The sequence below is a fragment of the Klebsiella sp. CN_Kp106 genome (genome assembly GCF_040064575.1).
GTDB classification, from domain to species: domain Bacteria; phylum Pseudomonadota; class Gammaproteobacteria; order Enterobacterales; family Enterobacteriaceae; genus Klebsiella; species Klebsiella michiganensis.
Genome location: NZ_JBEAIG010000008.1, coordinates 40,647 through 66,435 on the forward strand (window position 1 = coordinate 40,647; position 25,789 = coordinate 66,435).

General features: G+C 55.3%; 26 protein-coding genes. 12 read left to right on the top strand and 14 right to left on the bottom strand.

Translation table 11 applies throughout. The features are described 5' to 3' along the window. The 9 genes from ABLU96_RS05860 to ABLU96_RS05900 are packed head-to-tail and all read left to right on the top strand — an operon-like array spanning window position 1 to window position 10,346. Window positions 1-2,088 carry a polysaccharide biosynthesis tyrosine autokinase gene (locus tag ABLU96_RS05860; RefSeq protein ID WP_064405215.1) on the top strand — a complete coding sequence of 696 codons (2,088 nt, stop codon included), beginning with the start codon at window positions 1-3 and terminating at the stop codon, window positions 2,086-2,088. A gap of 5 nt (window positions 2,089-2,093) precedes the next feature. After that, the gene (locus tag ABLU96_RS05865) at window positions 2,094-3,311 is read left to right on the top strand and encodes a capsular polysaccharide biosynthesis protein (RefSeq protein WP_014228045.1); all 1,218 of its coding nucleotides are present in this window, start codon (window positions 2,094-2,096) and stop codon (window positions 3,309-3,311) included. Then, window positions 3,302-4,684 (top strand): hypothetical protein, encoded by a 1,383-nt coding sequence (locus tag ABLU96_RS05870; RefSeq protein ID WP_014837479.1) that lies wholly within the window; start codon window positions 3,302-3,304, stop codon window positions 4,682-4,684. Before ABLU96_RS05865 ends, ABLU96_RS05870 begins: the two co-directional genes overlap by 10 nt. Continuing rightward, window positions 4,677-5,702, top strand: a complete 1,026-nt coding sequence (locus ABLU96_RS05875; RefSeq protein WP_064405217.1) for a glycosyltransferase — start codon at window positions 4,677-4,679, stop codon at window positions 5,700-5,702. The genes ABLU96_RS05870 and ABLU96_RS05875 overlap by 8 nt, the downstream gene beginning before the upstream one ends. Then, complete coding sequence (locus ABLU96_RS05880; protein ID WP_064358617.1) at window positions 5,683-6,897, top strand: glycosyltransferase family 4 protein; 1,215 nt, start codon at window positions 5,683-5,685, stop codon at window positions 6,895-6,897. The genes ABLU96_RS05875 and ABLU96_RS05880 overlap by 20 nt, the downstream gene beginning before the upstream one ends. Continuing rightward, window positions 6,894-8,009, top strand: a complete 1,116-nt coding sequence (locus ABLU96_RS05885; RefSeq protein WP_064405219.1) for a glycosyltransferase family 4 protein — start codon at window positions 6,894-6,896, stop codon at window positions 8,007-8,009. Before ABLU96_RS05880 ends, ABLU96_RS05885 begins: the two co-directional genes overlap by 4 nt. Further along, complete coding sequence (locus ABLU96_RS05890; RefSeq protein WP_064405222.1) at window positions 8,006-8,416, top strand: hypothetical protein; 411 nt, start codon at window positions 8,006-8,008, stop codon at window positions 8,414-8,416. The genes ABLU96_RS05885 and ABLU96_RS05890 overlap by 4 nt, the downstream gene beginning before the upstream one ends. Before the next feature lie 2 nt (window positions 8,417-8,418). Continuing rightward, entirely contained in the window at window positions 8,419-9,837 is a 1,419-nt protein-coding gene (locus tag ABLU96_RS05895; protein WP_064405224.1) for a DUF4832 domain-containing protein, read from the top strand. 2 nt (window positions 9,838-9,839) lie between these two features. After that, window positions 9,840-10,346, top strand: a complete 507-nt coding sequence (locus ABLU96_RS05900; protein ID WP_049084249.1) for a serine acetyltransferase — start codon at window positions 9,840-9,842, stop codon at window positions 10,344-10,346. Between the two features lie 82 nt (window positions 10,347-10,428). Here ABLU96_RS05900 and crl read toward each other — a convergent pair whose 3' ends face one another. From crl to gpt, 3 genes are all read right to left on the bottom strand, one after another. Further along, window positions 10,429-10,827, bottom strand: coding sequence for a sigma factor-binding protein Crl (crl, locus tag ABLU96_RS05905; RefSeq protein ID WP_004847949.1), 399 nt, complete (start codon window positions 10,825-10,827; stop codon window positions 10,429-10,431). Window positions 10,828-10,884: 57 nt separating this feature from the next. Continuing rightward, window positions 10,885-12,129, bottom strand: a complete 1,245-nt coding sequence (gene frsA, locus ABLU96_RS05910; RefSeq protein WP_004129202.1) for an esterase FrsA — start codon at window positions 12,127-12,129, stop codon at window positions 10,885-10,887. A 106-nt stretch (window positions 12,130-12,235) separates the two neighbouring features. Further along, window positions 12,236-12,694: a xanthine phosphoribosyltransferase gene (gene gpt / locus ABLU96_RS05915; RefSeq protein ID WP_004129200.1), complete on the bottom strand. Its 459-nt coding sequence runs from the start codon at window positions 12,692-12,694 to the stop codon at window positions 12,236-12,238. Window positions 12,695-12,952: 258 nt separating this feature from the next. On the opposite strand from gpt, the gene pepD reads away from it, so the two are divergent. Then, the gene (gene pepD, locus ABLU96_RS05920; protein ID WP_025107264.1) at window positions 12,953-14,410 is read left to right on the top strand and encodes a cytosol nonspecific dipeptidase; all 1,458 of its coding nucleotides are present in this window, start codon (window positions 12,953-12,955) and stop codon (window positions 14,408-14,410) included. A 102-nt stretch (window positions 14,411-14,512) separates the two neighbouring features. On the opposite strand, the gene ABLU96_RS05925 is transcribed toward pepD, so the two are convergent. Continuing rightward, a complete protein-coding gene (locus ABLU96_RS05925; RefSeq protein WP_064405227.1) occupies window positions 14,513-14,977 on the bottom strand; it encodes a GNAT family N-acetyltransferase in 465 nt (154 codons plus the stop codon). 2 nt (window positions 14,978-14,979) lie between these two features. Then, complete coding sequence (gene dinB, locus ABLU96_RS05930) at window positions 14,980-16,035, bottom strand: DNA polymerase IV (RefSeq protein ID WP_025107266.1); 1,056 nt, start codon at window positions 16,033-16,035, stop codon at window positions 14,980-14,982. Between the two features lie 159 nt (window positions 16,036-16,194). On the opposite strand from dinB, the gene ABLU96_RS05935 reads away from it, so the two are divergent. After that, a complete protein-coding gene (locus tag ABLU96_RS05935) occupies window positions 16,195-17,052 on the top strand; it encodes a glycerophosphodiester phosphodiesterase family protein (protein WP_025107267.1) in 858 nt (285 codons plus the stop codon). Window positions 17,053-17,084: 32 nt separating this feature from the next. On the opposite strand, the gene nqrM is transcribed toward ABLU96_RS05935, so the two are convergent. The 7 genes from nqrM to ABLU96_RS05970 are packed head-to-tail and all read right to left on the bottom strand — an operon-like array spanning window position 17,085 to window position 23,144. Further along, window positions 17,085-17,300 (bottom strand): (Na+)-NQR maturation NqrM, encoded by a 216-nt coding sequence (gene nqrM, locus ABLU96_RS05940; protein ID WP_004847934.1) that lies wholly within the window; start codon window positions 17,298-17,300, stop codon window positions 17,085-17,087. A 2-nt stretch (window positions 17,301-17,302) separates the two neighbouring features. Beyond that, window positions 17,303-18,526 carry an NADH:ubiquinone reductase (Na(+)-transporting) subunit F gene (gene nqrF / locus ABLU96_RS05945; protein WP_004847931.1) on the bottom strand — a complete coding sequence of 408 codons (1,224 nt, stop codon included), beginning with the start codon at window positions 18,524-18,526 and terminating at the stop codon, window positions 17,303-17,305. An 11-nt stretch (window positions 18,527-18,537) separates the two neighbouring features. After that, a complete protein-coding gene (nqrE, locus tag ABLU96_RS05950) occupies window positions 18,538-19,134 on the bottom strand; it encodes an NADH:ubiquinone reductase (Na(+)-transporting) subunit E (RefSeq protein WP_004847929.1) in 597 nt (198 codons plus the stop codon). 6 nt (window positions 19,135-19,140) lie between these two features. Further along, window positions 19,141-19,779, bottom strand: a complete 639-nt coding sequence (locus ABLU96_RS05955) for an NADH:ubiquinone reductase (Na(+)-transporting) subunit D (RefSeq protein WP_004099162.1) — start codon at window positions 19,777-19,779, stop codon at window positions 19,141-19,143. Further along, the gene (locus tag ABLU96_RS05960; RefSeq protein WP_004847924.1) at window positions 19,772-20,566 is read right to left on the bottom strand and encodes a Na(+)-translocating NADH-quinone reductase subunit C; all 795 of its coding nucleotides are present in this window, start codon (window positions 20,564-20,566) and stop codon (window positions 19,772-19,774) included. Before ABLU96_RS05960 ends, ABLU96_RS05955 begins: the two co-directional genes overlap by 8 nt. Beyond that, window positions 20,559-21,797 (bottom strand): NADH:ubiquinone reductase (Na(+)-transporting) subunit B, encoded by a 1,239-nt coding sequence (locus tag ABLU96_RS05965; protein ID WP_004847922.1) that lies wholly within the window; start codon window positions 21,795-21,797, stop codon window positions 20,559-20,561. Before ABLU96_RS05965 ends, ABLU96_RS05960 begins: the two co-directional genes overlap by 8 nt. 3 nt (window positions 21,798-21,800) lie before the next feature. Next, window positions 21,801-23,144, bottom strand: coding sequence for a Na(+)-translocating NADH-quinone reductase subunit A (locus ABLU96_RS05970; RefSeq protein ID WP_004847919.1), 1,344 nt, complete (start codon window positions 23,142-23,144; stop codon window positions 21,801-21,803). Between the two features lie 413 nt (window positions 23,145-23,557). Between ABLU96_RS05970 and dpaA the strand changes: the two genes are divergently transcribed. Continuing rightward, a complete protein-coding gene (gene dpaA / locus ABLU96_RS05975; RefSeq protein ID WP_014228031.1) occupies window positions 23,558-24,298 on the top strand; it encodes a peptidoglycan meso-diaminopimelic acid protein amidase in 741 nt (246 codons plus the stop codon). On the opposite strand, the gene ABLU96_RS05980 is transcribed toward dpaA, so the two are convergent. After that, complete coding sequence (locus ABLU96_RS05980; RefSeq protein ID WP_004847917.1) at window positions 24,269-25,036, bottom strand: class II glutamine amidotransferase; 768 nt, start codon at window positions 25,034-25,036, stop codon at window positions 24,269-24,271. The genes dpaA and ABLU96_RS05980 overlap by 30 nt on opposite strands. A gap of 149 nt (window positions 25,037-25,185) precedes the next feature. Beyond that, a complete protein-coding gene (gene lpcA, locus ABLU96_RS05985; RefSeq protein WP_004099149.1) occupies window positions 25,186-25,767 on the bottom strand; it encodes a D-sedoheptulose 7-phosphate isomerase in 582 nt (193 codons plus the stop codon). Window positions 25,768-25,789: the final 22 nt, after the last annotated feature.

Here is a 25,789-nt window from a genome sequence, read left to right on the forward strand (position 1 = left end):
ATGGCTATTTCATTAGTTGAAAATGGAAAGAAGAAAGAAGGCTTTATCGACTTCACGCCTTATTTCAACAAAATTAAGCACAAGCTGATCTGGTGCCTGGTAGTGGTGGTGGTGGCTGCCGCGGCGTCGTGGATCCTGACGCGCTTTATGTCATCCAGCTATACCGCAACCGCGACGGTGCTGTTTAAAGCGCAGTCGCAGGATGTTACCCCCCTGCCGCGGCTGGAAAACTATGATTCCACCCGCAGCGATTACTATGAAACCAAATACGCGCTGATGGGCTCCCGCGTCGTGCTGGAAGCCGCGGTAAAAGCGCTAAAGCTGGATCGGGACCCGGAATTTAACGGCGGGGACAATCTTGATGAGGCCGCACGGGTCAATAATGCGCTGCGCGCCCTGCAAAAAAACCTGACCATCTCCGGCGTGCGCACCACGCAGCTAGTATCCGTTTCGATGGAGGCGAAATCGCCGCAAAAAGCCGCCGATATCGCCAACGGCGTGGCGCAGGCGTTTATCGATTACAGCCTGGCGCAGAAGCAGAAAATCTTACTTCAGGCCCAGGGCTGGAACGAGAAAATGATGGACGATCTGCGCGATAAGCTCGATCGCCAGAAAGCCGACATCGATGATTTTCTCAAACAAAACGGCCTGCTGACCTTTCGCAGCATGGATGGCTACGAGACCGAGCGCCTGGGGATCGTGATTAACCATCTGGCCGACGCCACCCAGCGCCGTCTGAAAGCGCAAACGGTGTGGGACAAAGTGCGCCGTCAGCAGGGAAAAGCGCCGGAAGCCATCATCTCGCTGCCGGAAATTTCCGGTCATCCGCAGATTCAGGATCTGCGTATCGCGCTGATCCAGACGCGGCGTAACTTATCGGAAGCGGCAAAACACTATGGCCCTAAGCATCCGAAATATCTTCAGGCTCAGGCCCAGCTGCAGGTCGTCAACGGGCAGATAGGCCAGGTGTTGGGGGAACTACTTAACGGCTTACGCCAGCAGTATCAGATTGCGCTGGACGATGAGCAGCACTATCAGAAGATGCTCGATGATCAGAAAGCCGACTTCCAGGCGCTGGGCGCCAAGCGCGATAAATACAACACCATGATGACCGCGCTGAACAAAACCGAAGAGCTGTATAAGTCGCTGTATCAGCGGGCGAATGAGCAGAAGCTCTCCGAGAGCTTTTCGGTTCCCGATGAAGTGATCTACGATGCCGCCGTGCCGCCAAATCTTCCTTCTAAACCGCAGCGCGGTCTGCTTATCGTGATGGCGACCCTGATGGCGCTGGCGCTGTACATCATGTACCTGATAGTCAGCACCGCGCTCGACAAAACGGTGAACAGCATCAGCGAACTTAAAGCCAAAACGGGCCTTGATGCCAGCGGTGAGTTTCCGCTGTTGCCTCAGGCGAACAGCGCGAAGCTGACGTTCCAGAACCTGCTGTATGCCGATATGCTCCACAGCCTGCGCCTGGCGCTGCTCGGCCAGAATACTCATAGCGGGACGATACTGGTGACCTCGGCGCAGGCAGATGCCGGCAGCAGCCTGATTGCCGAAATGCTGGCGTGGTCCGCCGCTAAGTCAGGCAAAACCTTGCTCATCGATATAGATTATCTGGCAAGCGCGGGGCTCTCCGCGCGCTATCCTCAGCATAAAACAGGGTTCAGCGAGCGTCTTGATGGCCGCAGCGCCGCGTCCCAGGCGGTGGTCCCCCTTTCCGAGACGCTGGATTTTATGCCGCGAGGCGAACTCAGCGACTCAGCCCTGCTGCTGCTCACTTCTGAGCGGCTCCCGGCGCTGCTGACGACGCTGCGGCAGACCTACGATTATCTGATTATTGATGCGCCATCGCTCGGACTGGCCCAGGACGCCCTGCTGCTGGCACCGCACGTCGATATCAGCCTGCTGGTGGTCAACGCAGGCGAGCAGGCGTCGCGCATCCGCGACGCGCAACATCGTCTGCAAGCCGCCGCGCCAACGCCTGTCGCCACCATGCTTAACCGGGTACAAGAAGAGAACCTGGAGACGCAGGAGGGCAAACGCCTGCCCGAGCGCGGCATGGGCGAACTGATTTCACCGAAGTAGCGATTATGAACTTAATTAAGAGTATTTCTTCAATCGCCAGCTCCTCGGTCCTCTCGCAGGCGATCGGCGCTTTTTCCGTGTGGCTGATTTCCCATCGCTACGGCATGGCGGAAGTCGGGCACTATGCGATGATCTACAGCAACGTGCTGATTGGCGCGCAGGTTTGCACCTTTGCGTCGCAGCTGCTGATCCCGCGCCAGGAAGAGCATGAGCTGGGGCAGAATGTGGTGTTTTGCCTGCTGCAAAGCCTGCTTCTGGCGCTGCCGTGGGCGGTCATCACCGGACTGATATTCCATCTCAATATCGCGTTTCTCTACCTGCTCACCTTCGGCTATGCGCTGGTTTTGATCGCCGAGAACCTCTCGCTGCGCGGCGGTAACTATCAGTTCCTCACCTTCCAGCGTATCGCCGTGTCGCTGGTGGTGGCGATAGCTCTGCTGGCGATGCCGAATACCACGCTGTTCTATATTGCCTGGATGGCGGGTATTTTGCTGCTGCTCGGCCTCTGCCTGCTGCGTTTGTTTCGCTTCAGCACCCTGACGCCGGCGCACTTTTCACCGCGAGCGAACGGCCTTTTTGCGCGCCAGCACTGGCAGCACCTCAGCCGCGTCGGCAGCGCGGAAGTGCTGGCGATGGCCAGCAATAACCTGCCGACGATGTTGATAAATATCTGGTTTTCACCGCTGGTCGCGGGCTATTTCTCGGTAGTGAGCCGCTTCTGTTTATCACCGGTGATGATTGTCGGTAACGCGGTGCGCAACTCCATCTTTTCAAAATGGTCGATGGATTTTCGCAACGGCACCTTTAACTATCCGGAGTACAAAAAGATTCGCCTGCTGCTGATGGCCGCGGCGCTGATCTGTATCCTTGGGATCTGGATTTTCTATCCGCTGGTCATGCGCCTGGGCTTCAGTCAGGAGTGGCTCAATTCCATTCCGACCTCACGCTATATGCTGCCCTATCTGTTCGCCGCGCTGGCCGTCAGTCCACTGACCGTTATTGAGCTTATCTTTGGTTCTAAACGCTATTTTTTACGTATTCAGATCGAGCAGCTGCTGATCATTATCGTCGCTTTTATCGCGCTGCCTGAATTGGGCCAGCGCTATGAGATAGCCCTCCTGACGTTCTCCGTGCTGACCAGCATTCGCTATCTGTTCATCCTGCTGAAAATGAACAAACGGGCGCTACAGCTCTCCCGGCAGGAGCAGAAAATATGCAGCTAAACACCGGTCGCTATCTGGAGGTATTCGCGCTGACGACCATCGTCTTCTGCGGCACGATTCAGTATTTCACCGGCGTGGCAGCCGTGCTGTGGCTCCCCTTTTTCATGGTGCTGGTGATGGTGGTCCTGCTGATGATGCAAAGCCGGCCGCAGCCGCTGGCGCTTAGCGCGCGCGAGAAGGTGGTGCTGGCGCTGTATCTGACGTTTATCATCCTTAGCCTCTGCGCCACGGTTTTACAATCCGGCATCGTTACCGCCATCGTCGGCTTCAAAAATGAACTGGCCCTGTCGCTGGTGATGTTTTGCATGCTGCTCGGCATGTTTCGCGAGTCGCAGCTGCACCGCCTGACCCGGCTATTTTACTGGCTGTTCTACGTCCAGTTCCCGCTGGCTATCTATCAGGTGCTGGTGGTGGTGCCAAAACGCGTGGCTTTGCGCGGCGAGGATGAAAAGTGGGATTCGGTGGTCGGCACGTTTGGCGGCGACCCGATGGGCGGCGGCAATACCGCGGCTATGGGGATGTTCTGCCTGCTGATTATGCTGCTGAAGGTGTCCGAATTTAAGCACGGTATCTGCTCGTTCAAGTCGATGGCGGCGCATATCGTGCTGGCCTTTTTCCTCTGCGTGGTGGGCGAGGTAAAATTCGTGATTCTGCTGTCGCCTTTCTTACTGGCGCTGCTATGGATCATGCCCGCTTACGTCAGCGGCATCAGCAAAGTCACCCTGCGCTCGTTGATGATTATCGCCGCCGGAATGGTGGTGCTAATTTTTGCCGCTATCACCATTCTGGCGTCCAATTACTCGTCGGCCTTCGGCGGGGACCCGACCAAAAGCGCGCTCTCGGTATTTATCGATTCCCTCGGCTATATCTTTGATACCAATTACATTATGGAAAGCGGCGAGCTCGGCCGGTTTACCACTATTTTCTTCTGGCTCCAGCATAACGAGCTTTTTGGCCCCGGCGGGATGCTGTTTGGCTACGGTCTGAACGCCACCAACAGCGGCAGTACCGTCTCCCCCGGCTATATTGGCGCCTGGTATCATCTGATACTCGACTCCACCGCGCTGAGCATGATGCTGTGGGAAGTCGGTATTATCGGCGTGATCTTATTTATCGCCATGATTGCCGCTATTCTCATCGGCATGCGGCCCAAAGAGACCTTTTCCCGCTACGATCTCAAACGGGAAGATTTACAGCTGCTCAGCTCCGCGCCTGCGTTTTACGTCTTTGCCATTGGCTGTTTGCTCAGCCTTCCCTACAGCCAGATCCTGATGATCATTCCCATGCTACAGTTTTTATTATGGCTGGCCCTCGGGGCGCTTATTGTCATTCATCGTTCCGTCCGTCTGAACTCCGGTACCCAATATGAATAAAACGCCATCAATTACCGTCAGCATTAAGACCCTCAACGAAGCGCAGGGTATTGAAAAAACGATCGACAGCGTCCGCAAGCAATTGCAGCCTTACCCGCATCAGATTATCGTCGCCGATAGCCTGTCCACCGATAATACCCGCGAGCTGGCCGTCGCCAAAGACGCTATGGTGGTCTGCCTCGATAACGCGAAAGATCGCTGCTGCGGCGTGGGCCACCAGCTGGGCTGGTTATTCAGCGAAGGGGACTATCTGCTGCTGCTGGACGGCGATATGGAGCTGGAGCCGGGTTTTCTCGACACCGCGGTGGCGTTTCTTGAAACGCATCCCGAATATGCGGGCGTGGCGGGCAGCGTCGAGATGGATGACGCCGCTAACTATGAGTTTAAATCGCGCAAGCAGCGTCTGCATCTTATCTATCCGCAGGGCGATACCGATCATCTTGGCGGCGGCGGCCTTTACCGCCGTTCGGCAATCGAGAAAATTGGCTATCTGACCAATCTTAACCTTCACGGTTATGAAGAAGCCGAATTGGGGATCCGCTTGCAGGCCGCGGGCTATAAACTCCACCGCCTCGCCGCGCCCTATTTTAGCCATGCGTCCTATACTATGCCGACATTTAAAATGCTGACCTATCGCTGGAAGAACGGTTTTTTATGGGCGCCGGGTGAGCTATTACGCAACTGCTGGGGGAAAAAGCATTTCCCCGCCGCGCTTAAGATTGTTCGCAACGAACTGATATTCACGCTGTATATCCTGGTATTGATTATTTGCCTCCTGTCGTTCAATCCCGGGGTGATTTTTATCGCCCTGCTTCCGCTGCTGGCATTTATCGCGCTGAAGGCGATTAAAAATAAGTCGCTGCGGGACGGCGTCCAGAGCGTGATCAACTTATCGTTATTTTCCGCAGGTATGGTGCGAGGCCTGATTAACGCCGTTCGCGATCCGCTGAAACAACCCGCCGTGACCGTCTCCAACCCAAAACATATCCAGACAGAACATGAAAATATTATTCGTTAATAAATTCTTTTTTATTAAGGGCGGAGCGGAAACCGTTTTTTTCCAGGAGCGAGACGCCATGCTGCAAGCGGGCTATCAGGTTGTCGACTTCAGCATGCAGCATGCGGAAAATAAGCCTTCGCCCTGGGAAAGCTTCTTCGTACATAACGTGGATTATCATCAAAGCCACGGGCTGACGGGTAAGCTCAAAGCGGGCATCGACTTTATCTACAACGCTGAGGCCTGCAATAAACTCAACACCCTGCTGCTGGAGCAGCGCCCGGATATTGTGCACTTTCATAATATCTACCACCAGCTGACGCCCGCATTGATTGGCGTCGCTAAGCGCTTTGGCTGCAAAACCGTACTGACGGCGCACGATTATAAAATCGTCTGCCCATCGTACACCATGCTACGCGATGGCCACGTCTGCGATGACTGTCTTACCGGTTCGGTGAGCAATGCCTTTCGCCATCGTTGCCAGCAGGGCGATACCTTTAAAAGCCTGCTGCTCTCGCTTGAGGCCTACTGGCAAAAGTTCGCGCAAAATTACGCCATGCTCGATTGCATTATCGCTCCCAGCGAATTTATGCGTCAGACGCTGCTGCGTAAATTACCCAGGTCGCGGATCGATGCGATCGTCAACGGTATTGATGCCAGCACCACGATCCCGGGCGATACGGCGGGGGATTATTTCCTCTATATTGGCCGCTTGAGCCGTGAGAAAGGCGTGGCCACCCTGGCGCTGGCGCAGCAAAAAATGCAGCAGTCCATGCCGCTGAAAATCGTCGGCGATGGCCCTCTCGGCAGCGACCTGCGCGCCCGCTTTAGCGGTCCGGAATTTCTCGGCTATATGCGCCACGGAGACGCGCTCAACGCGTTGATTCGCGGCGCGCGGGCGGTGATCGTCCCTTCCGAATATTATGAAAACTGCTCGATGTCGGTGCTGGAGGCCATGGCGTTCGGTCGCCCCGTCGTCGGCGGCAATATCGGCGGCATTCCGGAGCAAATTCGCGATGGCATTGATGGCTATCTGGTGGAACCCGGGGATGCCGACGCGCTGGCGCGCATCATGGATAGCCTGGCCGCCAATCCGCAGCAGGCGCGTGAAATGGGCATCAACGCACGCCAGCGTTTAGAGGAGAAATACGATCTCGCCCGGCATATGCAGGTTCTGCAGGAACTCTATCAGCAGCTCGTGGGGGAAGCGAAATGAAGCTCAAAGTGACGGTGCTTGGCACCCGCGGTATTCCGAACGTCCAGGGCGGCGTGGAGACCCACTGCCAGAATCTTTATCCAGAAATCTATCACCAGAATCACGCCGATATCTGCGTCATTGCCCGCTCACCGTACGTGGACTATCGCCGTAGCGAATATAAAGGCGTGCGGTTGAAAAGCCTGTGGGCGCCCAAAAGCCGTAAATTCGAAGCCATTATTCACTCTACGCTGGCCGCCTTCACTACCCTCTTTGACGGCTCAAATGTGGTTCACGTTCACGCGGTCGGCCCTGGCCTGGTGGTCCCGCTGCTGCGCCTGCTCGGCAAGCGCGTCGTTTTTACCCACCACGGCCCGGACTACGACAGGCAGAAGTGGGGCAAAATGGCGAAAGAGATGCTGCGCCTCGGTGAGAAATGGGCGGTGAAATATGCCAACGAGGTTATTGTTATCTCGGAAGTGATTAATACGCTGATTAAGACCAAACACGGCCGTACCAACGCTAACGTGATCTATAACGGCGTGCGCCAACCGCAGCTTCCCGCCGAAGAGACGCGACGGGCCACGCTGAATCAGTACTCGCTGAAAGCCGGGCAATACGTTGTCGCCGTCGCCCGTTTTGTGGAAGAAAAAGGGCTGCACGATCTGCTTGCCGCCTACAAAGCCTCGAACTGTTCGCTGCCGCTGGTGCTGATTGGCGATGCCGACCATCCCGATGAGTACAGCGAGCGGCTGAAGAAGCAGGCGGCCGAAACCCCGGGAGCGATCATGACCGGTTTTATTAGCGGCGATCCGCTGCACACTTTGTTCTCACAGGCCGGGCTTTTTGTTCTACCGTCTTATCACGAAGGGCTGCCCATTGCCCTGCTGGAAGCCATGTCCTGGTCACTGCCGGTTATCGTCAGCGATATCCCGGCCAACCTCGAGATTGGCCTGCCTGCCGAGGTCTATTTTCCGACGGGCAATGTCGCCGCGCTGGCGCAAAAGCTCCAGTCCTGGCGCGGCGAGGAGACCGCGGATTACAGCCAACTGATGCCCAAATACCGCTGGCCGGACATTGCGGCAAAAACCGCTCAGGTCTATCAGCGTTTAACGAATAAGAGTCAACCGTGACTAAATCAACATCCGACCTGGTCGTCGAGCGCTTTTATTCCGCGCTTGACCCGGAAACAGAAACCTCACTCACGCCGGAGCAAAAGCGCGGTATTGAACAGGCGCTGGTGAGAGCGAGCCTGGCCTCGCGCCATCGCATCGATTTTCGCCACAGTTTTCCTTTTCTGCATCGCCGCTATTTCGTGGTCTTTTTATGCGGCCGCGATCTGCGCAAAATTCGGCGAGAGAGTACGCTGCTCGGGCGTATATTCTCCACCCTGGCGATTACCATCGCCGTGCTGTTCGCCATTCTTGCGGTGCTGCTGGCGCTCTATATGCTGAAATCCGCGCTGGGTATCGATGTGTTTAAAAACTTCCACGTCGGTATCTGGACGTGGTTTGTGAACCTCCACGATAAAGTGAATTAACGATGAGCTCTTTTTCGCTGCGCCGCGCCGCGCGCCTGGTGGCGCTACTGCTGGCCGGAGTCATACCCTCAGCGGCAGTGCTGGCTGAACGCACGGTTATCACCCCGCCGGCCTTTACCGGTCTGTTGACGAACCCAGGGATCGGCGTGGCCAGTTTCCACGATGGTTATGGTCAGAAACCCTCTCTGAAAGAGTATCCGGACACCGGGTTTGAATACGATCGCTTTTACTGGAGCGATCTGGAGCCTGAAGAAGGCGTCTATGATTTTGCGCCGATCGATCGTGCTTTCAGCGTCGCCGCCCGGCATCAGCCGGCGATGAACGTCGGATTGCGTTTCATGGCGCTCGATGAACCGCAATCGGGCTCGAAAATCCCCGCCTGGCTTATCAAAAAAGGCATTCAGGGACAATGGGTCGAAAATGGCAAAACCTTTGTGCCGGACCTCAGCGATCCGACCTTTATCGCCTATGCGCAAAAGTTGCTTAACGCCCTCGGCGCGCGTTATGACGGCAATCCGAACCTCGGGTTTGTCGATATCGGCATGGTGGGTTCGTGGGGGGAATGGCACAACTCCAATTTCCCTGACGTTGCGCCGTTGCTGGAAAAGTACGCTCCGGAGCAGCTCAATCGCTACGTTGATATGCACTTCAGCAGTTTCCCGAAAACGCCCAAAATCATGTTAATCAGCGGCGGTAATTCGCTGGCCTGGGCCAGCCAAAAAGGCGCGGGGTGGCGTGCGGATTGCTGGGGAGACTGGCATAACTTTTCTCCAGAGTGGAGCCATATGCGCGATGATTATCCTCAACGCCTGGCCGCGGCGCAGACGGCGTGGTCCGGGTTTAATGATAGCTGGCAGCACGCCCCCGTTAGCCTGGAAATTTGCGGTTATATGGCGGAGTGGGAAAGCGTGCAGCACTATACCCGCGAAGAGGTCCAGGCAAGCTTCGACTGGGCATTAGCGCAGCACGCCAGTACCCTGAATCTGAAATCGCGTCCGGTGCCGGCAGCGTATCGCGATATCGTTGATAGCGCGTTATTGCGAATCGGCTACCGCTACCGGGTGGGTCAGCTGGAATGGGATACGCCCGTACGCAGCGGCATGCCGCTTACGCTAAACGTCACCTGGCGTAACGACGGCGTCGCGCCAGCCTATCTCCCGTACCTTGTGCAATGGCGGATAGTCAATGACGCCGGAACTACCGTTACGCAAATCAAAACGGCGGATGACGTTCGCCAGTGGCTGCCCGGCGAACATCACAGCAGCGCTACGCTGCCGCTGCCTGCCGGACTCCCGGGCGGCCAATATCGTCTGGAAGCGGCTCTGACCAATTATCAGGGCCAGCCGCGTATTCAACTCGCTAACGAAGGTAAAACCGGTGATGGATGGTATTCACTGGCTTCGTTTAACCTTAAGGAATAACCATGTTTGAGGCTATCAGGCTGGTCGCCCGGGAAATCAAATCCTGCGGCGGCATAAAAGCGAAAATCGCGGTTCTGCTTTATCGTCTGGCGACGCTCTATCGCAGCCGTAACCCTCTGTGGAAGATCTGCGGGATCCCCTTCGTTATTCTCAATATCGTGATTAACGAGTGTTTATTTTGCATTGAGCTGCCGTGGCGAGCGCGCATTGGCTATGGGCTGAAGCTGTATCATCCGCACTGCATCGTGATTAATCGGGGAACGGTCATCGGCCAGAACTGCACCCTGCGCCAGGGCGTCACGATTGGCAGCGTGACCGACAGTCAGGGCCGTGAGGGCGACAGCCCGCGCATCGGCGATAACGTCGAATTTGGCGCCCACGCCGTGGTGATTGGCGCGGTCACGCTGGGTGACAACGTCAAGGTTGGGGCAGGCACGGTAGTGACCAAAGATCTGGCTGCAGGAATGATTGCCGTCGGTCAACCCTTTCGGGTATTAAACGGTATTTAGCGCGGGTTTGCCTGGGAAGGAAACCCGCGCTGGTCGAAACGCGGGTTTTATTGCGAGCAGGATGACAGCCGCTGACCGGAACTCAGGCTCTCAGCTTAACCGGTTCGCTAAAATCATCGGCGGGCTCCAGCTTAAGACTGAACGTCGCCAGTAACGCTTCGGCTCGTTCGTGAAAACCACGTAGCGTCTTTTCAAGCTTTTCAGTGACTTCAGGATCGTCAATCGCGACCGGACGCCAGACGCCCTCTTTGTCGAACAATCCAAACTGATAGCTATAGGTGAAGCGCGATTCCTGCGCTTCCATCTCCATCCACCATCCCCAGAACTCGCGTTTTTCAGGCGCTGGTTTTACGTTGACGCAAACAGCCAGGCAATCGAAAAAGAAGCGGTTGTCTTCACATTGCTCCTCACGGATGTAAGGGCCAAGCGCCGTGAATTTCTTAATCAGCTTACTCTTCAGGTGTCCACTCGGTAACGTCATTGCGATCTCCTTTAGTGATGCCATGACGTTACCAAATCGATAGAATTTAGCAATATATTAACTAAATCTATGGCTAATCCAGCGGGCGATCTGCCGCAGCGCGTGATCGAAATTGCGATAGACCGGATTGAACGGGATCTCCAGCAGCTTGCCGTCGGATGATGATGAAGTAATCAGCCGCGACTCCTCCTCCGGGCTGAACGGATCGTCTTTCCAGAAGCCTGAGAGCATCGGCGTGGGGCAGCGGCGTCCCAGCAGCCCCTGAACCTTCAGGGAATAGCGGTTAAGCTCAACGCGCAGCGCGTCGTCGGAAGCGTCATGCATCCCCAGCCGCGAAGCCAGAACGTCAAGATACATCTCCGGCACCCGCCCCTGATGCAGCGGGTCCACCAGCAGGCCGTGTACCACCGGCCCCAGGCAGGCCACCGCCTTCAGGCGCTGGGACTCAAGATAGCCCAGCCGCACGGCGATATTCGCGCCGAAACGGAAACCAAAGGCGGCCACGCGGGTATGATCGACCCAGGGCACATTAGCCAGATGCTGCAGCACATACTGGTGCAGCAGACTGGTATCCTGGGTCAGCTTGCATTTTGAGGAGAAACCGATGGAAGGCATATCCACGGTCAGCATAGCGATACCCAACGGCGCAAAATAGTTTTCATACAGGTTGTAATAGTCGGTCTGTAGCGCGTCAAGCCCGCCGCACATCAGTACCGTCGGGAACGGCCCATCGCCTGGCGGCATATGCAGGAAACCGGTGATCGGCGCGGCGCCGGGGATAGAGAACTCCAGCTCTCGCAGCTTGCCGGGCAAGCGCTGAGCGGCTTCTTCATAAGCCCGGTATGCCAGCACCTGCGCCTGTTCCGCCAGCTCATCGCCCTTGATGTGCGGATAGGCGGCAATGCTGTAAAGGTTTGCCGCATGGAGCCAGTGACGACCGCTCACGAGCAGATTCTCTTCCTGACCGGCCTTCTGCTGCCAGTCCATCGCCTGTTTGGCCCATTCAAAGATCCAGTTGCCGCCGCGATAGCCAACGACCGTATCGTAAAGCTCCGGGTCGGTTCGCTCGGCATCGCTCATGACGATGCGCGCCTGCACGTCGAGGATTTCCTGCGGCGTCACGCCACGCCAGATCCACATCAGGCGGTTAATCAATCGATACCAGTGATCAACGTGATTACCGCTGAGCGCAGACTGGATCGGTTGCTGCGCTCCGGTATTAAACCGACGCACCAGCGTGGAGGTTTCCGGATGTTTGAATCGGGGTTTAAACAGCGTTTCGCTAAGGTTAGCCTGGGACATGTGCAGCCTCCATCATGTTGCCACTGAAGCTATTGTAACCTGCGCAAGGGTAAAAAAAACCACGCCCGGCAAAACCGGGCGTGGTAATTAGCATTTATACTGGAAATTAACGACCTGCGATAGGCGGTACGAACACCACGCCCATATCCCACGGCTGTTCAATCCAGGTATCCTGGGGAATATCAACAACATAATCATCAACCAGCGGGCGACCGGCCGGTTTTGCGAAGATAGTGACAAAATGTGCTTTCGGATACATTTCGCGGATGGCTACGGCGGTACCGCCGGTGTCGACGAGGTCATCGATCACGATAAAGCCTTCGCCATCGCCTTCCGCACGTTTCAGCACGGTCAGTTCACGCTGATTATCGTGGTCATAGCTTGAGATGCAAACGGTATCAACATGACGAATACCCAGTTCACGCGCCAGTAGTGCTCCCGGTACCAGACCGCCGCGGCTAACGGCAATAATGCCTTTCCACTGTTCAACCGGCAGCAGGCGTGTGGCCAGCTTGCGGGCGTGAATCTGCAACATGTCCCAGGTGACGACGTATTTTTCGCTCATGTGAAGTGTCCCAGCCTGTGTAATACGGCTTAAATAATGTTCGAGGGGGAAAATGGTTGCGCGAGATTATAGAGATCTGACGCGCTAAAAACCAGCGTTAAGCGGCCACGACGACTCTTTTTACGTGGTTTACACTACCAGAGTACACGGAAAGTGGTATTCTCAACCCCATCGCGCAAGCCCGGGCTTGTAGTGTATTTGATTGCTAACCCCTCGATCTGCAAACGACTTTTGCAGGTGATTGTAAGGAGACTTATCGTGTCTGAACTGTCTCAATTATCCCCGCAGCCGCTGTGGGATATTTTTGCCAAAATCTGCTCTATTCCTCACCCCTCCTATCACGAAGAACAGCTCGCTGAGCACATCATGGGCTGGGCAAAAGAAAAAGGCTTACACGCGGAACGCGACCAGGTTGGCAACATTCTGATTCGTAAAGGCGCGACTGCCGGTATGGAAAACCGCAAACCGGTTGTGCTGCAGGCGCACCTCGATATGGTGCCGCAGAAAAACAACGATACCGTTCATGACTTCGCTAAGGACCCGATTCAGCCGTACATCGACGGCGAGTGGGTCAAAGCGCGCGGCACCACCCTGGGCGCCGACAACGGTATTGGCATGGCTTCCGCGCTGGCGGTACTGGCTGACGACAACGTGGTTCACGGCCCGCTGGAAGTGCTGCTGACCATGACGGAAGAAGCCGGTATGGACGGCGCGTTTGGCCTGCAGGCCAACTGGCTGCAGGCGGATATCCTGATCAACACCGACTCCGAAGAAGAAGGTGAGATTTACATGGGCTGTGCGGGGGGTATCGACTTCACCTCTGACCTGGCGCTGACCCGTGAAGCCGTTCCGGCCGGTTTCCAGAGCTTTAAGCTGACCCTTAAAGGACTCAAAGGCGGCCACTCCGGCGGCGAGATCCATGTTGGTTTAGGTAATGCCAACAAGCTGCTGGCACGCTTCCTCGCAGGCCATGCTGAAGAGCTGGATCTACGCCTGGTCGATTTCAACGGCGGCACCCTGCGCAACGCGATCCCGCGTGAAGCGTTCGCGACAGTCGCCGTGGCCGCGGATAAAGCGGACGCGCTGAAAGCGCTGGCTAATGAGTACCAGGCGATCCTGAAAAACGAGCTGGCGGCCAAAGAGAAAAACCTGACTGTGCTGCTGGAGTCGGTTGCTAACGAGCAGCCTGCGCTGACGGCCCAATCTCGTGATACCTTTGTGCGTCTGCTGAACGCCACGCCAAACGGCGTCATCCGCAACTCTGATGTGGCAAAAGGCGTGGTGGAAACCTCGCTGAACGTCGGCGTGGTGACCATGACCGGCGACAACGTGCAGATTCACTGCCTGATTCGCTCGCTGATCGACAGCGGCAAAGATTATGTCGTGAGCATGCTGGATTCGCTGGGCAAGCTGGCCGGTGCGAAAACCGAAGCGAAAGGCGCCTACCCGGGCTGGCAGCCGGACGCCAACTCGCCGGTGATGCATCTGGTGCGTGAAACCTATCAGCGTCTGTTCAACAAGACGCCGAACATCCAGATTATCCACGCGGGCCTGGAGTGCGGGCTGTTCAAAAAACCGTATCCGGATATGGACATGGTTTCTATCGGGCCAACCATCACCGGTCCTCACTCCCCGGATGAGCAGGTTCATATCGAAAGCGTGGGCCAGTACTGGACGCTGTTGACTGAACTGCTGAAATCCATTCCGGCGAAGTAAGACAACACAGGCCCACTCCGCAGAGAGTGGGCCTTTTCTTTATAAAATGACCGAGCGAAAGCACGCCGTGCCGATTGTGGTAACCGCATCCGGGCATACCTGTCACGCGCTGTATGTGGGGTCGATTTGCCGCCGCATCAAATAATTAAGAAATTGTTCACCCCGCGCCGTCACTTCCTGTGGCTGCATAACGGTGAAGCCGTGACGCGCAAAAAAGGGCTTTGCCGTAATACTGGCCTCTACCGTATAAGCGCGCTCAGGAAGCTGCCTCAATAGCGTATTAAGCAGCGCGCTGGCGACGCCCTGGCGGCTATAGTCGGGAGAGACAAATAGTAAATCGATATAGTCATCCACGGCGGTAATAAACCCGACCGGCGAGGCATCATTTATTGCCACCAGTACGCGTGACGCCGCGAGTTTTTGCCGCCAGCGGGCTTCATCAACCTGCGCCCAGGCGGCAATTTGCCGGGGGGAATAGTCGGCGCTGGCGGTCTCTTTAACGGCGCGTAAAAATAGTGCGCATAGCGCCGGAAAATCCCGCTCTTCGTACATTCTTATCGTTAACATCGTTACAATCCCAAAACGAGTTGCCGCTCCAGCTGCGGATCAAGCAGCGTCACGTGCAGCCCCACCAGCCTTACTCCCCGACCTCCGCGCCGCTCGTGCCAGGCTTTATGCGCGGTAGAAATCAAATCATCTTTATTCAGCCGGGGCCAGACATGTTCCTGGGTGGTGAGCTGAAAATCATTAAACTTCAGCTTGACCCCCTGACGGGCAATCAGCAAATCCGGTTTAACCTTCGCCAGTCGCCGTTCCAGCTCCGGGTAGAGGTTCTCAATAATCGATTCACACTCCGCCCATTCGTGGATATCTTCTATCAGGGTTCGTTCAACGCCCACCGATTTGCGCTGGCGCTCGCTGCTGATTTCTCGTTCATCAATCCCCTGGCTGCGTTCCCACAGTATCCGCCCAAATTTACCAAAGCGCTTGAGCAGCATCGCCAGATCGCTGTTCTGCACATCTTCACAGGTCCTCAGCCCCATGCTCTCGAGCTTCGCGGCGGAAACCTTGCCGACGCCAGGGATCTTCGATAGCGGCAACGTTTTGACAAACTCCGCGACCTGATGCGGCGCAATAACAAACTGACCGTTGGGTTTATTCAGATCCGAGGCGATTTTTGCGAGAAATTTTACCGGCGCAATTCCTGCGGAGGCGGTCAAATTTAGCTCACGATGGATGGTCTCGCGGATCTCCTGCGCCATCAGCGTCGCCGACCCCTGACAATGAACGCTGTCGCTAACGTCGAGATAGGCTTCGTCCAGCGATAATGGTTCGATTAACGAGGTATAGCGGGAAAAAATCTCCCGGATATGGTTCGACGCCTCTTTATAGGCGTCAAAGCGGCCGGGAAGCAGCGTCAGGTGGGGGCAAAGTTTGAGCGCGGTGGCGGTTGGCATGGCGCTGCGCACGCCGAATTTACGCGCCGGATAGTTAGCCGTACTGATAACACCGCGCTGCACCCGACTGCCGCCAATGGCAATAGGGATGTCGCGCAGTGCCGGGTTGTCACGCATTTCCACCGCCGCGAAGAAGCAGTCCATATCAACGTGGATGATTTTACGCATAGCCAAACCTTAGACTGTACATGCATACAGTATAGCAAAATACGGCGAAATTTAATCTTTTTAAATCCACTATCCTGAAAAACGTGCTACAACATAAAAATGCAATAAATATAAGTTACTTTTCATATAGTTATATGAGTATATAAGGTGAATGCAATCATGAAATCAATACTTACTGCGCTTGGTTTGCTTATTGCCAGCAGCGCCTGCGCCGCGCCGCAGCTCATTGCCCATCGGGGAGGCACCGGCGATGCGCCGGAAAATACCCTTCCGGCGATAAAACTTGCGCTGGAGAATAAGGCCGAGGCGATTTGGATAACGGTACAATTAAGCCAGGATGGCGTTCCGGTCTTATATCGCCCGAGCGATCTGTCCGCGCTGACTGACCATACGGGGAAAATCTCAAGCTTCAGCGCTGCCGAGCTGACCCGTATGGACGCGGGATGGACATGGGGCGGTGAAACTCACCCCTGGCGCGGTAAAAACGCAACCATTCCAACGCTGCAATCGGTACTGGAACAGTGGCCGCAGACCTTCTTTTACATCGATATCAAATCGCCTGATGCAGATCCGGCCATCATGGCGGCGCGTCTTAGCGAAGTACTGCAAAAGACCAATAGCCTCTCGCGCGTACGGGTGTATTCAACGGAAGACCGCTATATCGCGGCGCTGCCAGCATCTATCCCCCATTTCGTCAGCCGGGGCGAAACGCGAACGAAGCTGGCTAATATTTCGCTTAGCCACCAGTGCCAGCCAACTGCGGCGTCGGGCAATGAATACTGGTACGGTCTGGAGCTGAAACGCAAGGTAGAAATAGTGGAGAAGTTCACGCTGGGCGAAGGCGTATCGCCAGCCACGCTCACCTGGGATAAAGAAGCTATGGACTGTTTCCGCTCACAGGGCAAAGCCCATATTGTCTTCTTCGGCATTAATAGTGCCGATGATTTTCGTACCGCAAGCGAGCTGGGCGCCGACGGCGTGATGGTAGACTCGCCGGCGAAAGCGAAAACCTGGTAAATCAAAAAAGGCCGCACGGTGCGGCCTGCTGATTATAGGATGCGATCCTGCTTGCGCTGCGCTTCGCGAGCCAGGCGTTTTTTGCGCGCATCGCAGGGCTCAGGACAGTCGCAGACCTTTTCCATACCCAGCGATGAGATCCCGCCGCAGCTGCCCTGAATACTTTTGCGCTTAATCAGATAACCAAGCGACATTCCCAGGATAACCAGCGCGAAAATCACGAAGGTCGCGACAAATACCGTCAGCATCATCAGCCTCCAAAATCGTCCAGCATGATGTTTTCATCCTCAACGCCGAGATCTTTAAGCATTTTAATGACCGCGGCGTTCATCACCGGCGGCCCGCACATGTAGAATTCACAATCTTCCGGCGCCGGGTGATCGCGCAGATAGTTTTCATACAGAACGTTATGAATAAAGCCGGTATGGCCGGTCCAGTTATCTTCCGGCTGCGGATCGGAGAGCGCCACGTGGAAGGTAAAATTCGGGTTTTCCCGCGCCAGCTGCTCGAATTCGTCATCATAGAACATTTCTCGCAGAGAGCGCGCACCGTACCAGAAGCTGATTTTACGTTTGCTGTGCAGCCGCTTAAGCTGGTCGAAAATATGCGAGCGCATCGGCGCCATCCCCGCTCCGCCGCCGATAAAGACCATCTCAGCATCCGTTTCTTTGGCAAAAAATTCCCCAAACGGCCCGGAAATCGTCACTTTATCGCCCGGCTTCAGCGACCAGATATAGGAGGACATGATCCCCGGAGGCGCATCAGGTACCTGCGGCGGCGGCGTTGCGATACGCACGTTGAGCATGATGATACCCTTCTCTTCCGGATAGTTAGCCATGGAGTAGGCGCGTAGCGTTGGCTCCTTCACGTCAGAGACGTAGCGGAAAAGGTTAAATTTATCCCAGTCGCCGCGATACTCGTCCGGAACGTCAAAATCGGCATAGGCAACCTTGTGCGAGGGGCATTCGATCTGAATATACCCGCCGGCCCGGAACGGAACCGCGTCACCGTCCGGCACGCGCAGCTTCAGCTCCTTGATAAAAGTGGCTTTGTTATCGTTCGAGATAACTTCACACTCCCACTTCTTAACGCCAAAAATCTCCTCCGGCAGCTCAATTTTCATGTTCTGCTTCACCGCGACCTGGCAGGCCAGACGGCAGCCCTCTCTCGCCTCACGCTTGGTGATATGAGACAGTTCGGTAGGCAGAATATCACCGCCGCCCTCTTTCACCGTCACCCGGCACTGGCCGCAGGAGCCGCCGCCGCCGCAGGCGGATGAAACAAAGATACCGTTGCTGGAGAGCGTATTCAGCAGCTTGTCGCCGGCCGGAGTACGAATTTGTTTATCCGCTTCGTTATTGATTTCAATGACCACGTCGCCCGCATTCACTAATTTCGAACGCGCGGCCAGTATCAGCCCCGATAGTACCAGGACGATCAGCGTGAACATCACTACGCCAAGAATTATTTCCATACTTTCCGCCCTTATAGCTGCACACCGGAGAATGACATAAAGCCCAGCGCCATCAGACCCGTGGTAATAAAGGTGATCCCTAACCCGCGCAGACCCGCAGGCACGTTTGCGTATTTCATTTTTTCACGAATGCCCGCCATCGCCACAATTGCCAGCAGCCAGCCGATGCCGGAGCCAAAGCCGTAAACGATGGATTCGGTGAAGTTATAGTCACGCTGCACCATGAAGGAGACGCCGCCAAAGATCGCACAGTTGACGGCGATCAGCGGCAGGAAGATCCCCAGCGCGTTATAGAGCGTCGGGAAGTACTTATCGAGGATCATCTCCAGGATTTGCACCAGCGCGGCAATCACGCCAATAAAGGTGATAAAGTTCAGAAAGCTTAAGTCGACGCCTTCAACCAGCGCACCGTCGCGCAGCACCAGGTTATACACCAGATTATTGATCGGCACCGCCAGCCCAAGTACGACCGTTACCGCCACGCCGAGTCCGAAAGCGGTCGAGACCTTTTTCGATACCGCGAGGAAAGTACACATCCCAAGAAAGAAGGCCAGCGCCATATTTTCAACAAACACGGCGCGGACAAACAGGCTAATATAATGAGCCATAATCGGTTACTCCTTTTCCTGCTGTTCAGGCTTCCAGCTGCGCACCGCCCAAATCAACAAACCGATAATGAAGAACGCACTGGGCGCCAGAAGAAACAGGCCATTTGGCTGGTACCAGCCGCCGTTCTGCACCGTTTCCAGCACGGTAATACCGAATAGCTTACCACTGCCGATCAGCTCTCTCAGGAAACCGACGATGATTAGGATCGCCCCGTATCCCAGACCGTTGCCAATACCGTCCATAAAGCTCGCCAACGGCGGCGATTTCATGGCATAGGCTTCGGCGCGCCCCATCACGATACAGTTAGTGATGATCAAACCGACGAAAACCGAAAGCTGTTTTGAGATCTCATAGGCAAACGCGCGTAGCACCTGATCGACGACGATCACCAACGAAGCGATAATCGCCATCTGCACAATGATGCGCACGCTATTCGGAATATGGTGGCGAATCATGGAGATAAACATGCTGGAGAATGCCGTAACCAGCGTCACCGCGATGGTCATCACAAAAGCGGTCTCCAGCTTGGTAGTCACCGCCAGCGCGGAACAGACGCCCAGAACCTGCAGGGTGATAGGGTTATTAGCGATAAGCGGCCCCACCAGCACGCGCTTCATTTCTTTCATGTCGCCCAAATCAGCCATTATTCAGCTCCCCTTCTCGCACCTTTTGCAGGAATGGACCAAAGCCCAGTTTGCCCATCCAGAAATCAAAGCTATGCTGCACGCCGTTTGACGTCAGCGTTGCGCCCGACAGGCCATCAACGGCGTGCAGGTCGCCAGGACGCGCGCCGCCTTTGACGATTCTCAGCGCAGGCATCCCTTTATCATCAAGCACCTGTTTCCCGACGAACTGCTGGCGCCAGTTGGGGTTTTCAATTTCCCCGCCCAGCCCCGGCGTTTCACCGTGATCGTAATAGGTGATCCCTTTGACCGTGCGGCCATCGGTTTCCAGCGCCACAAAAGCGTACATCACCGACCACAGGCCATTACCGTAAATAGGCAGTACCACTTCCTGAATCTGCTGCTTTTCATCGCGCACCAGGTAAATTTCGGCAATATTACTGCGGCGTTTGATACCGGCAGGATCCTGGCTCGCCTCCAGCTGTAGGCTCTGCTGAGGGTCTTTCAGGGCCTGGGCCTGATTAAACTTGCCCGGATCTTTATCCAGCAGCTCACCGCTGGCTAAATCGACTAAACGCGGAGAGATATGGGCCTTAAAAATGTCAGCCACTTCATCTGCGCTCATTCCCTGCTTCATCAGACCGGCAACCGCCAGGATATTGCGCTGTTTATCGAGAGCGCGCTGCTCCTGCTGGCGCGATTTTAGCCCCACGGCAGAACCGGCGACCACAATTGAGCAGACCAGACAAAGCACCAGCACCACCAGCAGCGTTTTGCCGATGCTATCGTTACTTTTATTCTCAGCCACGCGATTTCCTCCGCTTAATATTGGCCCGCACCACCAGGTAATCAAACAGCGGCGCGAAGAGGTTGGCGAAGAGGATCGCCAGCATCATCCCTTCCGGATAGGCCGGGTTGACCACGCGGATCAGGACGCACATCACGCCGATCAGCAGGCCGTAGCTCCATTTACCTTTATCCGTAAACGACGCGGACACCGGGTCCGTCGCCATAAACATCATGCCGAAGGCAAAACCGCCGAGCACCAGATGCCAGTACCACGGCATGGCAAACATCGGGTTGGTATCAGAGCCTATAAAGTTAAACAGCGTCGCGGTGGCCACCATGCCGATGAAAACCCCTGCGACAATGCGCCACGAGGCCACGCGACCAAAAATGATGATGGCGCCGCCGATGAGAATCATCAGCGTCGAGACTTCGCCAATCGACCCCGGGATATTGCCGAGGAAGGCGTCCATCCAGCTTACCGGCTGGCCGGTAGAGACGTTAACCAGCGATTCACCGCCGCCGCTTGCCCACTGGGATAACGGCGTCGCGCCGGAGAAACCATCCGCCGCAGTCCACACCAGGTCGCCGGAAATTTGCGCCGGCCAGGCAAAGAATAAAAACGCGCGCCCCGCCAGGGCTGGGTTGAGAAAGTTACGCCCGGTTCCGCCAAAAATCTCCTTGGCCATGACGACGCCGAAGGTGATCCCGAACGCGGCCTGCCATAGCGGCAGCGATGGCGGCACAATCAGCGCGAACAGAATTGACGTTACGAAGAAGCCTTCGTTTATTTCGTGCTTGCGCACGATAGCAAACAAGACTTCCCAGAACCCGCCGACAAGAAACACGGTGATGTAGATAGGCAGGAAAAATACCGCCCCCAGGGTCATCATACTGAGCCAACCGGCGTCAGCGGTGAAGTTCACCCCCAACCACTGCGCGATGCTGTAGTGCCAGTTCCCGGCGATAACCTGCTGCAGCTGCTCAGCGCCGTATAATTTATGCAGTGCAGGAATGGTCTGCAGGCCAACGTTATACATTCCCCAGAACATCGCCGGGAAAACGGCGAACCACACCAGAATCATCATCCGCTTGAGATCGATGGCGTCTCTGACGTGCGCCGCGCCGCGCGTGACCTGCCCGGGGGTGTAGAACAGCGTCGCCGTCGCTTCAAACAGCGGATAGTATTTTTCCAGCTTGCCGCCGTGCGTAAAGTGCGGCTCAATTTTGTCAAACAGTTGCTTTAAGCCCATCACTTATCCTTCCTGCTCTATCTGGGTTAACACGCTGCGCAATGCCGGGCCATATTCATACTTGCCGGGACATACGTAGGTGCAAAGCGCCAGGTCTTCTTCATCCAGTTCCAGACAGCCCAGCGCCTGCGCGCTGTCGGTATCCCCCGCCAGCAAATCACGCAGCAGCATGGTGGGCAGAATATCCAGCGGCATCACTCGCTCATAGTTGCCAATCGGCACCATAGCCCGCTCGCCGCCGTTGGTATCCGTCGAGAAATTAAATAGCTTACGCTTCATAAAATGGCCGAGCGTGGTGCGGGTGATGGAAAATTTATCTTTCCCGGGCATTACCCAGCCGAACAGCTCTTTCTCACGCCCCTCTTTTACGACGCTTATCTGTAAATGAAAGCGGCCAAGAAAAGCATGGGGCCCTTGAGCATGCGTTCCGCTGAGGACTGAACCAGAAATAACGCGGTTTTCATCATCCAGAAGTTCATCTGCCAGCAGTTCATCAAGGCTGGCGCCAGAGCAGGTCTTTAATAAACGAGGCTCTTTCACCTGCGGGCCGCCGAGCGCAACGATACGTTCGCTAGACAACTCCCCTTCAAGGAACAATTTGCCAACGGCGATAACGTCCTGATAGTTAAGATGCCAGACCTGCTTTTTCAGGCTAACCGGCTCGAGAAAATGGATGTGGGTCCCGACCAGCCCGGCCGGATGCGGCCCGGCAAACTGGTTGAAGGTCACCTGGCCCACGGGATGCCCGCCAAGCTTGCCACCGCTGGCCTGGCAGACGTGGACCTTACCGTCGGTCAACCGCGTCAACAGGGTTAAGCCCGCGTCAAAAGCCTCGCGCTGGGCCAGAATGATTGGCTGAGGGTCTGCCGCCAGTGGATTCGTATCTATGGCGGTGACAAATATGGCCGCTGGAACGCTGCCCGGCGCAGGTATTTTGCTGAAAGGGCGGGTGCGAAACGCCGTCCACATCCCCGACTCCACCAGTTGCTGCTGCACGGCCTCGCGCGTCAACGCGGCAAGATCGGCTAATTCATAGCGGGGAAAGTGAACGGCATCATCGCCATCTACGTCAATAACGACCGATTGCAGAACCCGCCGTTCGCCGCGATGAATGGCGCTGATGGTTCCACTCGCAGGGGCAGTAAATCGCACGCCAGGATTTCTTTTATCTTCGAACAGAAGCTGACCTTTTTGTACCCGGTCTCCTTCACGCACCGCCATTGAGGGGCGCATACCGATGTACTCTTCACCCAACAGCGCAACGCGCTTGACCGCAGTCTTCGAAGAAATCTGCTGTGATGGCATGCCAGCTATGGGCAAATTCAGCCCTTTCGTGATTTTAATCATATCGTTAGCAGGTATCCGTTACGTAAACCCCGGTATCAGACCGAGGCCAGCATAATTAATGGAAAATAAGAGGAAGAAAGGAACATCGTAGTCCTGGTGATTCACAAGACGGGAGAGAAGCATCCTTTCTTACCCTGAGTATTTAGCGGAGCAAGTGTAACATTTCGTGAGCAGCGCCTGTAGACAAACTGCCATTAAGTCGTTCTAAAATGCGAGCTATTACGCAAAGTTCTGACTGCGCTTTACCTGAATATTCGCTATAACGGAAAACTAAAACGTAAACGTGGCACGTCGTGCTTGCGAAAAAATGCCGTGATGCTAATGTGAGCGCTCTAAAACCAGAAAACTCTGATTTCGGGTCTCTCTTGCCGTCCTGGCAATGTGGTTATTTGTTTTATCAAGGAACAAGTAGTATGCGCAAAATCGCATTATTTATTGCGATGCTTCTGTTGCCGTGCGTTTCATTCGCAGGGCTACTTAGCAGTAACAGCTCGACAACGCCGATGAGCAAAGAGTATAAGCAGCAGCTCATGGGTTCGCCGGTCTACATTGAGATCTTCAAAGAAGAGCGCATGCTCGATCTTTACGTCAAGATGGGCGAAACCTACCAGCTTCTCGACAGCTACCGGATCTGTAACTACTCCGGCGGGCTCGGTCCAAAGCAGCGCCAGGGCGATTTCAAGAGCCCCGAAGGTTTCTATAACGTTTCCCGCAATCAGCTTAAACCCGACAGCCGTTTCTACAAAGCGATCAATATCGGTTTCCCGAACGCCTACGATCGCGCGCATGGCTATGAAGGAAAGTATCTGATGATTCACGGTGCCTGCGTATCCGTTGGCTGTTACGCCATGACCGATACCGGCATTGATGAAATCTTCCAGTTCGTCACCGGCGCGTTAGTCTTCGGCCAGCCCAACGTTCAGGTGAGCATTTATCCTTTCCGCATGACCGACGCCAACATGGCGCGTCACAAATTTTCCTACTTCGCGGATTTCTGGCAGCAGCTGAAACCCGGGTACGACTACTTCCGGCAGACGCATAAGCCGCCGGTGGTTTCGGTAGCCAATGGCCGCTACGTGGTGAGCAAACCGCTCAGCCACGAAGTTGTGCAGCCGCAGCTCGCGTCAAACTACTCGGTCCCCGAGGCAAAATAACGCCCACTCGCCTGGCATAATTTTATTCCAGGTTTCGTTGCCGGTAAGCGGCTGAGTGGCGATAACGGAGACCACATCATTCGGTGTGGTCTCGCGTTGAAAGTCAATTTCTACATCCTGATCCAGCAGCGTGGCTACGCCAAACGGCGCCCTTCGCGTAATCCAGTATAAATTCGTCGAGCAAAACGCCATCACGTAGCGCCCGTCGGAGAGCAGCATGTTAAAAACGCCTTTTTCACGCAGCGCTCCGGCAAGCGTGGCGATAAATCTGAATACCTCAACCATATCGCCCGGCATTTCCGGATAGCGCTCGGTGATGCTGTGCAGCAGCCAGCAGAAGGCCTTTTCGCTGTCGGTCTCCCCGATAGGATGCAGACTTCCCGTCTCGAGGCTCTCATACCCCTCCAGTTGACCGTTATGGGCGTAGGTCCAGTTGCGCCCCCATAGCTCCCGGGTAAAGGGGTGAGTGTTTTCCAGCGCAACGATACCTCGGTTGGCCTGGCGAATATGGGCGATGACCGAGCAGGACTTGATAGGATATTCCTGCACCAGCTTTGCTATGGGCGACTGGAAGCTAGGCTGCGGATCTTTAAATGTGCGACAGCCCTTACCTTCATAAAACGTAATGCCCCAGCCGTCTTTATGTGGCCCGGTTCCGCCACCGCGCTGCACCAGCCCGGTGAAACTGAAGCAAATATCTGTGGGCACATTCGCGCTCATCCCGAGCAATTCGCACATAGATCACCTCATACCACTTACTGAAACATAAAAGGCGTTATTGGTGCAGCCAGTTTGGACACGGCCAGCGCGCAGAAACCGGAGCGTACTTGATGTACGTGAGGATTTTGAGCACTGCCCGGGTTCAAAATGGCTAACAAAATAGCCTTTTAAGCTTTAACCATCTCTTTTTCGATCAGCATAATCAGGATATGAATCACTTTAATATGGATTTCCTGAATACGGTCGGCGTAGCCAAAATGCGGTACGCGAATTTCTACATCCGCTGACCCCGCCATTTTACCGCCATCTTTCCCGGTCAGAGTAATCACTTTCATCCCCTGGGCGCGGGCGGCTTCAATCGCTTTGATAACATTACCTGAATTACCGGAAGTAGAGATCCCCAGTAATACGTCGCCTGCACGACCCACTGATTCTACATAGCGAGAGAAAACATATTCATAGCCGAAATCATTGCTGACGCAAGAGAGATGGCTCACGTCGGAAATCGCAATGGCCGGATAGCCGGGGCGATTTTCACGATAGCGCCCGGTCAGTTCTTCCGCAAAATGCATCGCATCGCAGTGCGAACCGCCGTTACCGCAGGAAAGGACTTTGCCGCCAGCTTTAAAGCTATCCGCCAGCAGCACCGCAGCACGCTGAATCGCGTGAATGTTGGCTTCGTCCTGCAGAAAGTTAGCCAGCGTTTCAGCGGCTTCATTCAGTTCGTTACGAATAAGATCCTGGTACATGAGGATAATCCTTCAGTATTTG

Bases quoted from the DNA above. Each gene is read 5' to 3' on its own strand.
- ABLU96_RS05860 (WP_064405215.1), top strand. From the start codon at position 1: ATGGCTATTTCATTAGTTGAAAATGGAAAGAAGAAAGAAGGCTTTATC.
- ABLU96_RS05865 (WP_014228045.1), top strand. From the start codon at position 2,094: ATGAACTTAATTAAGAGTATTTCTTCAATCGCCAGCTCCTCGGTCCTC.
- ABLU96_RS05870 (WP_014837479.1), top strand. From the start codon at position 3,302: ATGCAGCTAAACACCGGTCGCTATCTGGAGGTATTCGCGCTGACGACC.
- ABLU96_RS05875 (WP_064405217.1), top strand. From the start codon at position 4,677: ATGAATAAAACGCCATCAATTACCGTCAGCATTAAGACCCTCAACGAA.
- ABLU96_RS05880 (WP_064358617.1), top strand. From the start codon at position 5,683: ATGAAAATATTATTCGTTAATAAATTCTTTTTTATTAAGGGCGGAGCG.
- ABLU96_RS05885 (WP_064405219.1), top strand. From the start codon at position 6,894: ATGAAGCTCAAAGTGACGGTGCTTGGCACCCGCGGTATTCCGAACGTC.
- ABLU96_RS05895 (WP_064405224.1), top strand. From the start codon at position 8,419: ATGAGCTCTTTTTCGCTGCGCCGCGCCGCGCGCCTGGTGGCGCTACTG.
- ABLU96_RS05900 (WP_049084249.1), top strand. From the start codon at position 9,840: ATGTTTGAGGCTATCAGGCTGGTCGCCCGGGAAATCAAATCCTGCGGC.
- crl (WP_004847949.1), bottom strand. From the start codon at position 10,827: ATGACGTTACCGAGTGGACACCTGAAGAGTAAGCTGATTAAGAAATTC.
- frsA (WP_004129202.1), bottom strand. From the start codon at position 12,129: ATGTCCCAGGCTAACCTTAGCGAAACGCTGTTTAAACCCCGATTCAAA.
- gpt (WP_004129200.1), bottom strand. From the start codon at position 12,694: ATGAGCGAAAAATACGTCGTCACCTGGGACATGTTGCAGATTCACGCC.
- ABLU96_RS05925 (WP_064405227.1), bottom strand. From the start codon at position 14,977: ATGTTAACGATAAGAATGTACGAAGAGCGGGATTTTCCGGCGCTATGC.
- dinB (WP_025107266.1), bottom strand. From the start codon at position 16,035: ATGCGTAAAATCATCCACGTTGATATGGACTGCTTCTTCGCGGCGGTG.
- ABLU96_RS05935 (WP_025107267.1), top strand. From the start codon at position 16,195: ATGAAATCAATACTTACTGCGCTTGGTTTGCTTATTGCCAGCAGCGCC.
- nqrM (WP_004847934.1), bottom strand. From the start codon at position 17,300: ATGCTGACGGTATTTGTCGCGACCTTCGTGATTTTCGCGCTGGTTATC.
- nqrF (WP_004847931.1), bottom strand. From the start codon at position 18,526: ATGGAAATAATTCTTGGCGTAGTGATGTTCACGCTGATCGTCCTGGTA.
- nqrE (WP_004847929.1), bottom strand. From the start codon at position 19,134: ATGGCTCATTATATTAGCCTGTTTGTCCGCGCCGTGTTTGTTGAAAAT.
- ABLU96_RS05955 (WP_004099162.1), bottom strand. From the start codon at position 19,779: ATGGCTGATTTGGGCGACATGAAAGAAATGAAGCGCGTGCTGGTGGGG.
- ABLU96_RS05965 (WP_004847922.1), bottom strand. From the start codon at position 21,797: ATGGGCTTAAAGCAACTGTTTGACAAAATTGAGCCGCACTTTACGCAC.
- ABLU96_RS05970 (WP_004847919.1), bottom strand. From the start codon at position 23,144: ATGATTAAAATCACGAAAGGGCTGAATTTGCCCATAGCTGGCATGCCA.
- dpaA (WP_014228031.1), top strand. From the start codon at position 23,558: ATGCGCAAAATCGCATTATTTATTGCGATGCTTCTGTTGCCGTGCGTT.
- ABLU96_RS05980 (WP_004847917.1), bottom strand. From the start codon at position 25,036: ATGTGCGAATTGCTCGGGATGAGCGCGAATGTGCCCACAGATATTTGC.
- lpcA (WP_004099149.1), bottom strand. From the start codon at position 25,767: ATGTACCAGGATCTTATTCGTAACGAACTGAATGAAGCCGCTGAAACG.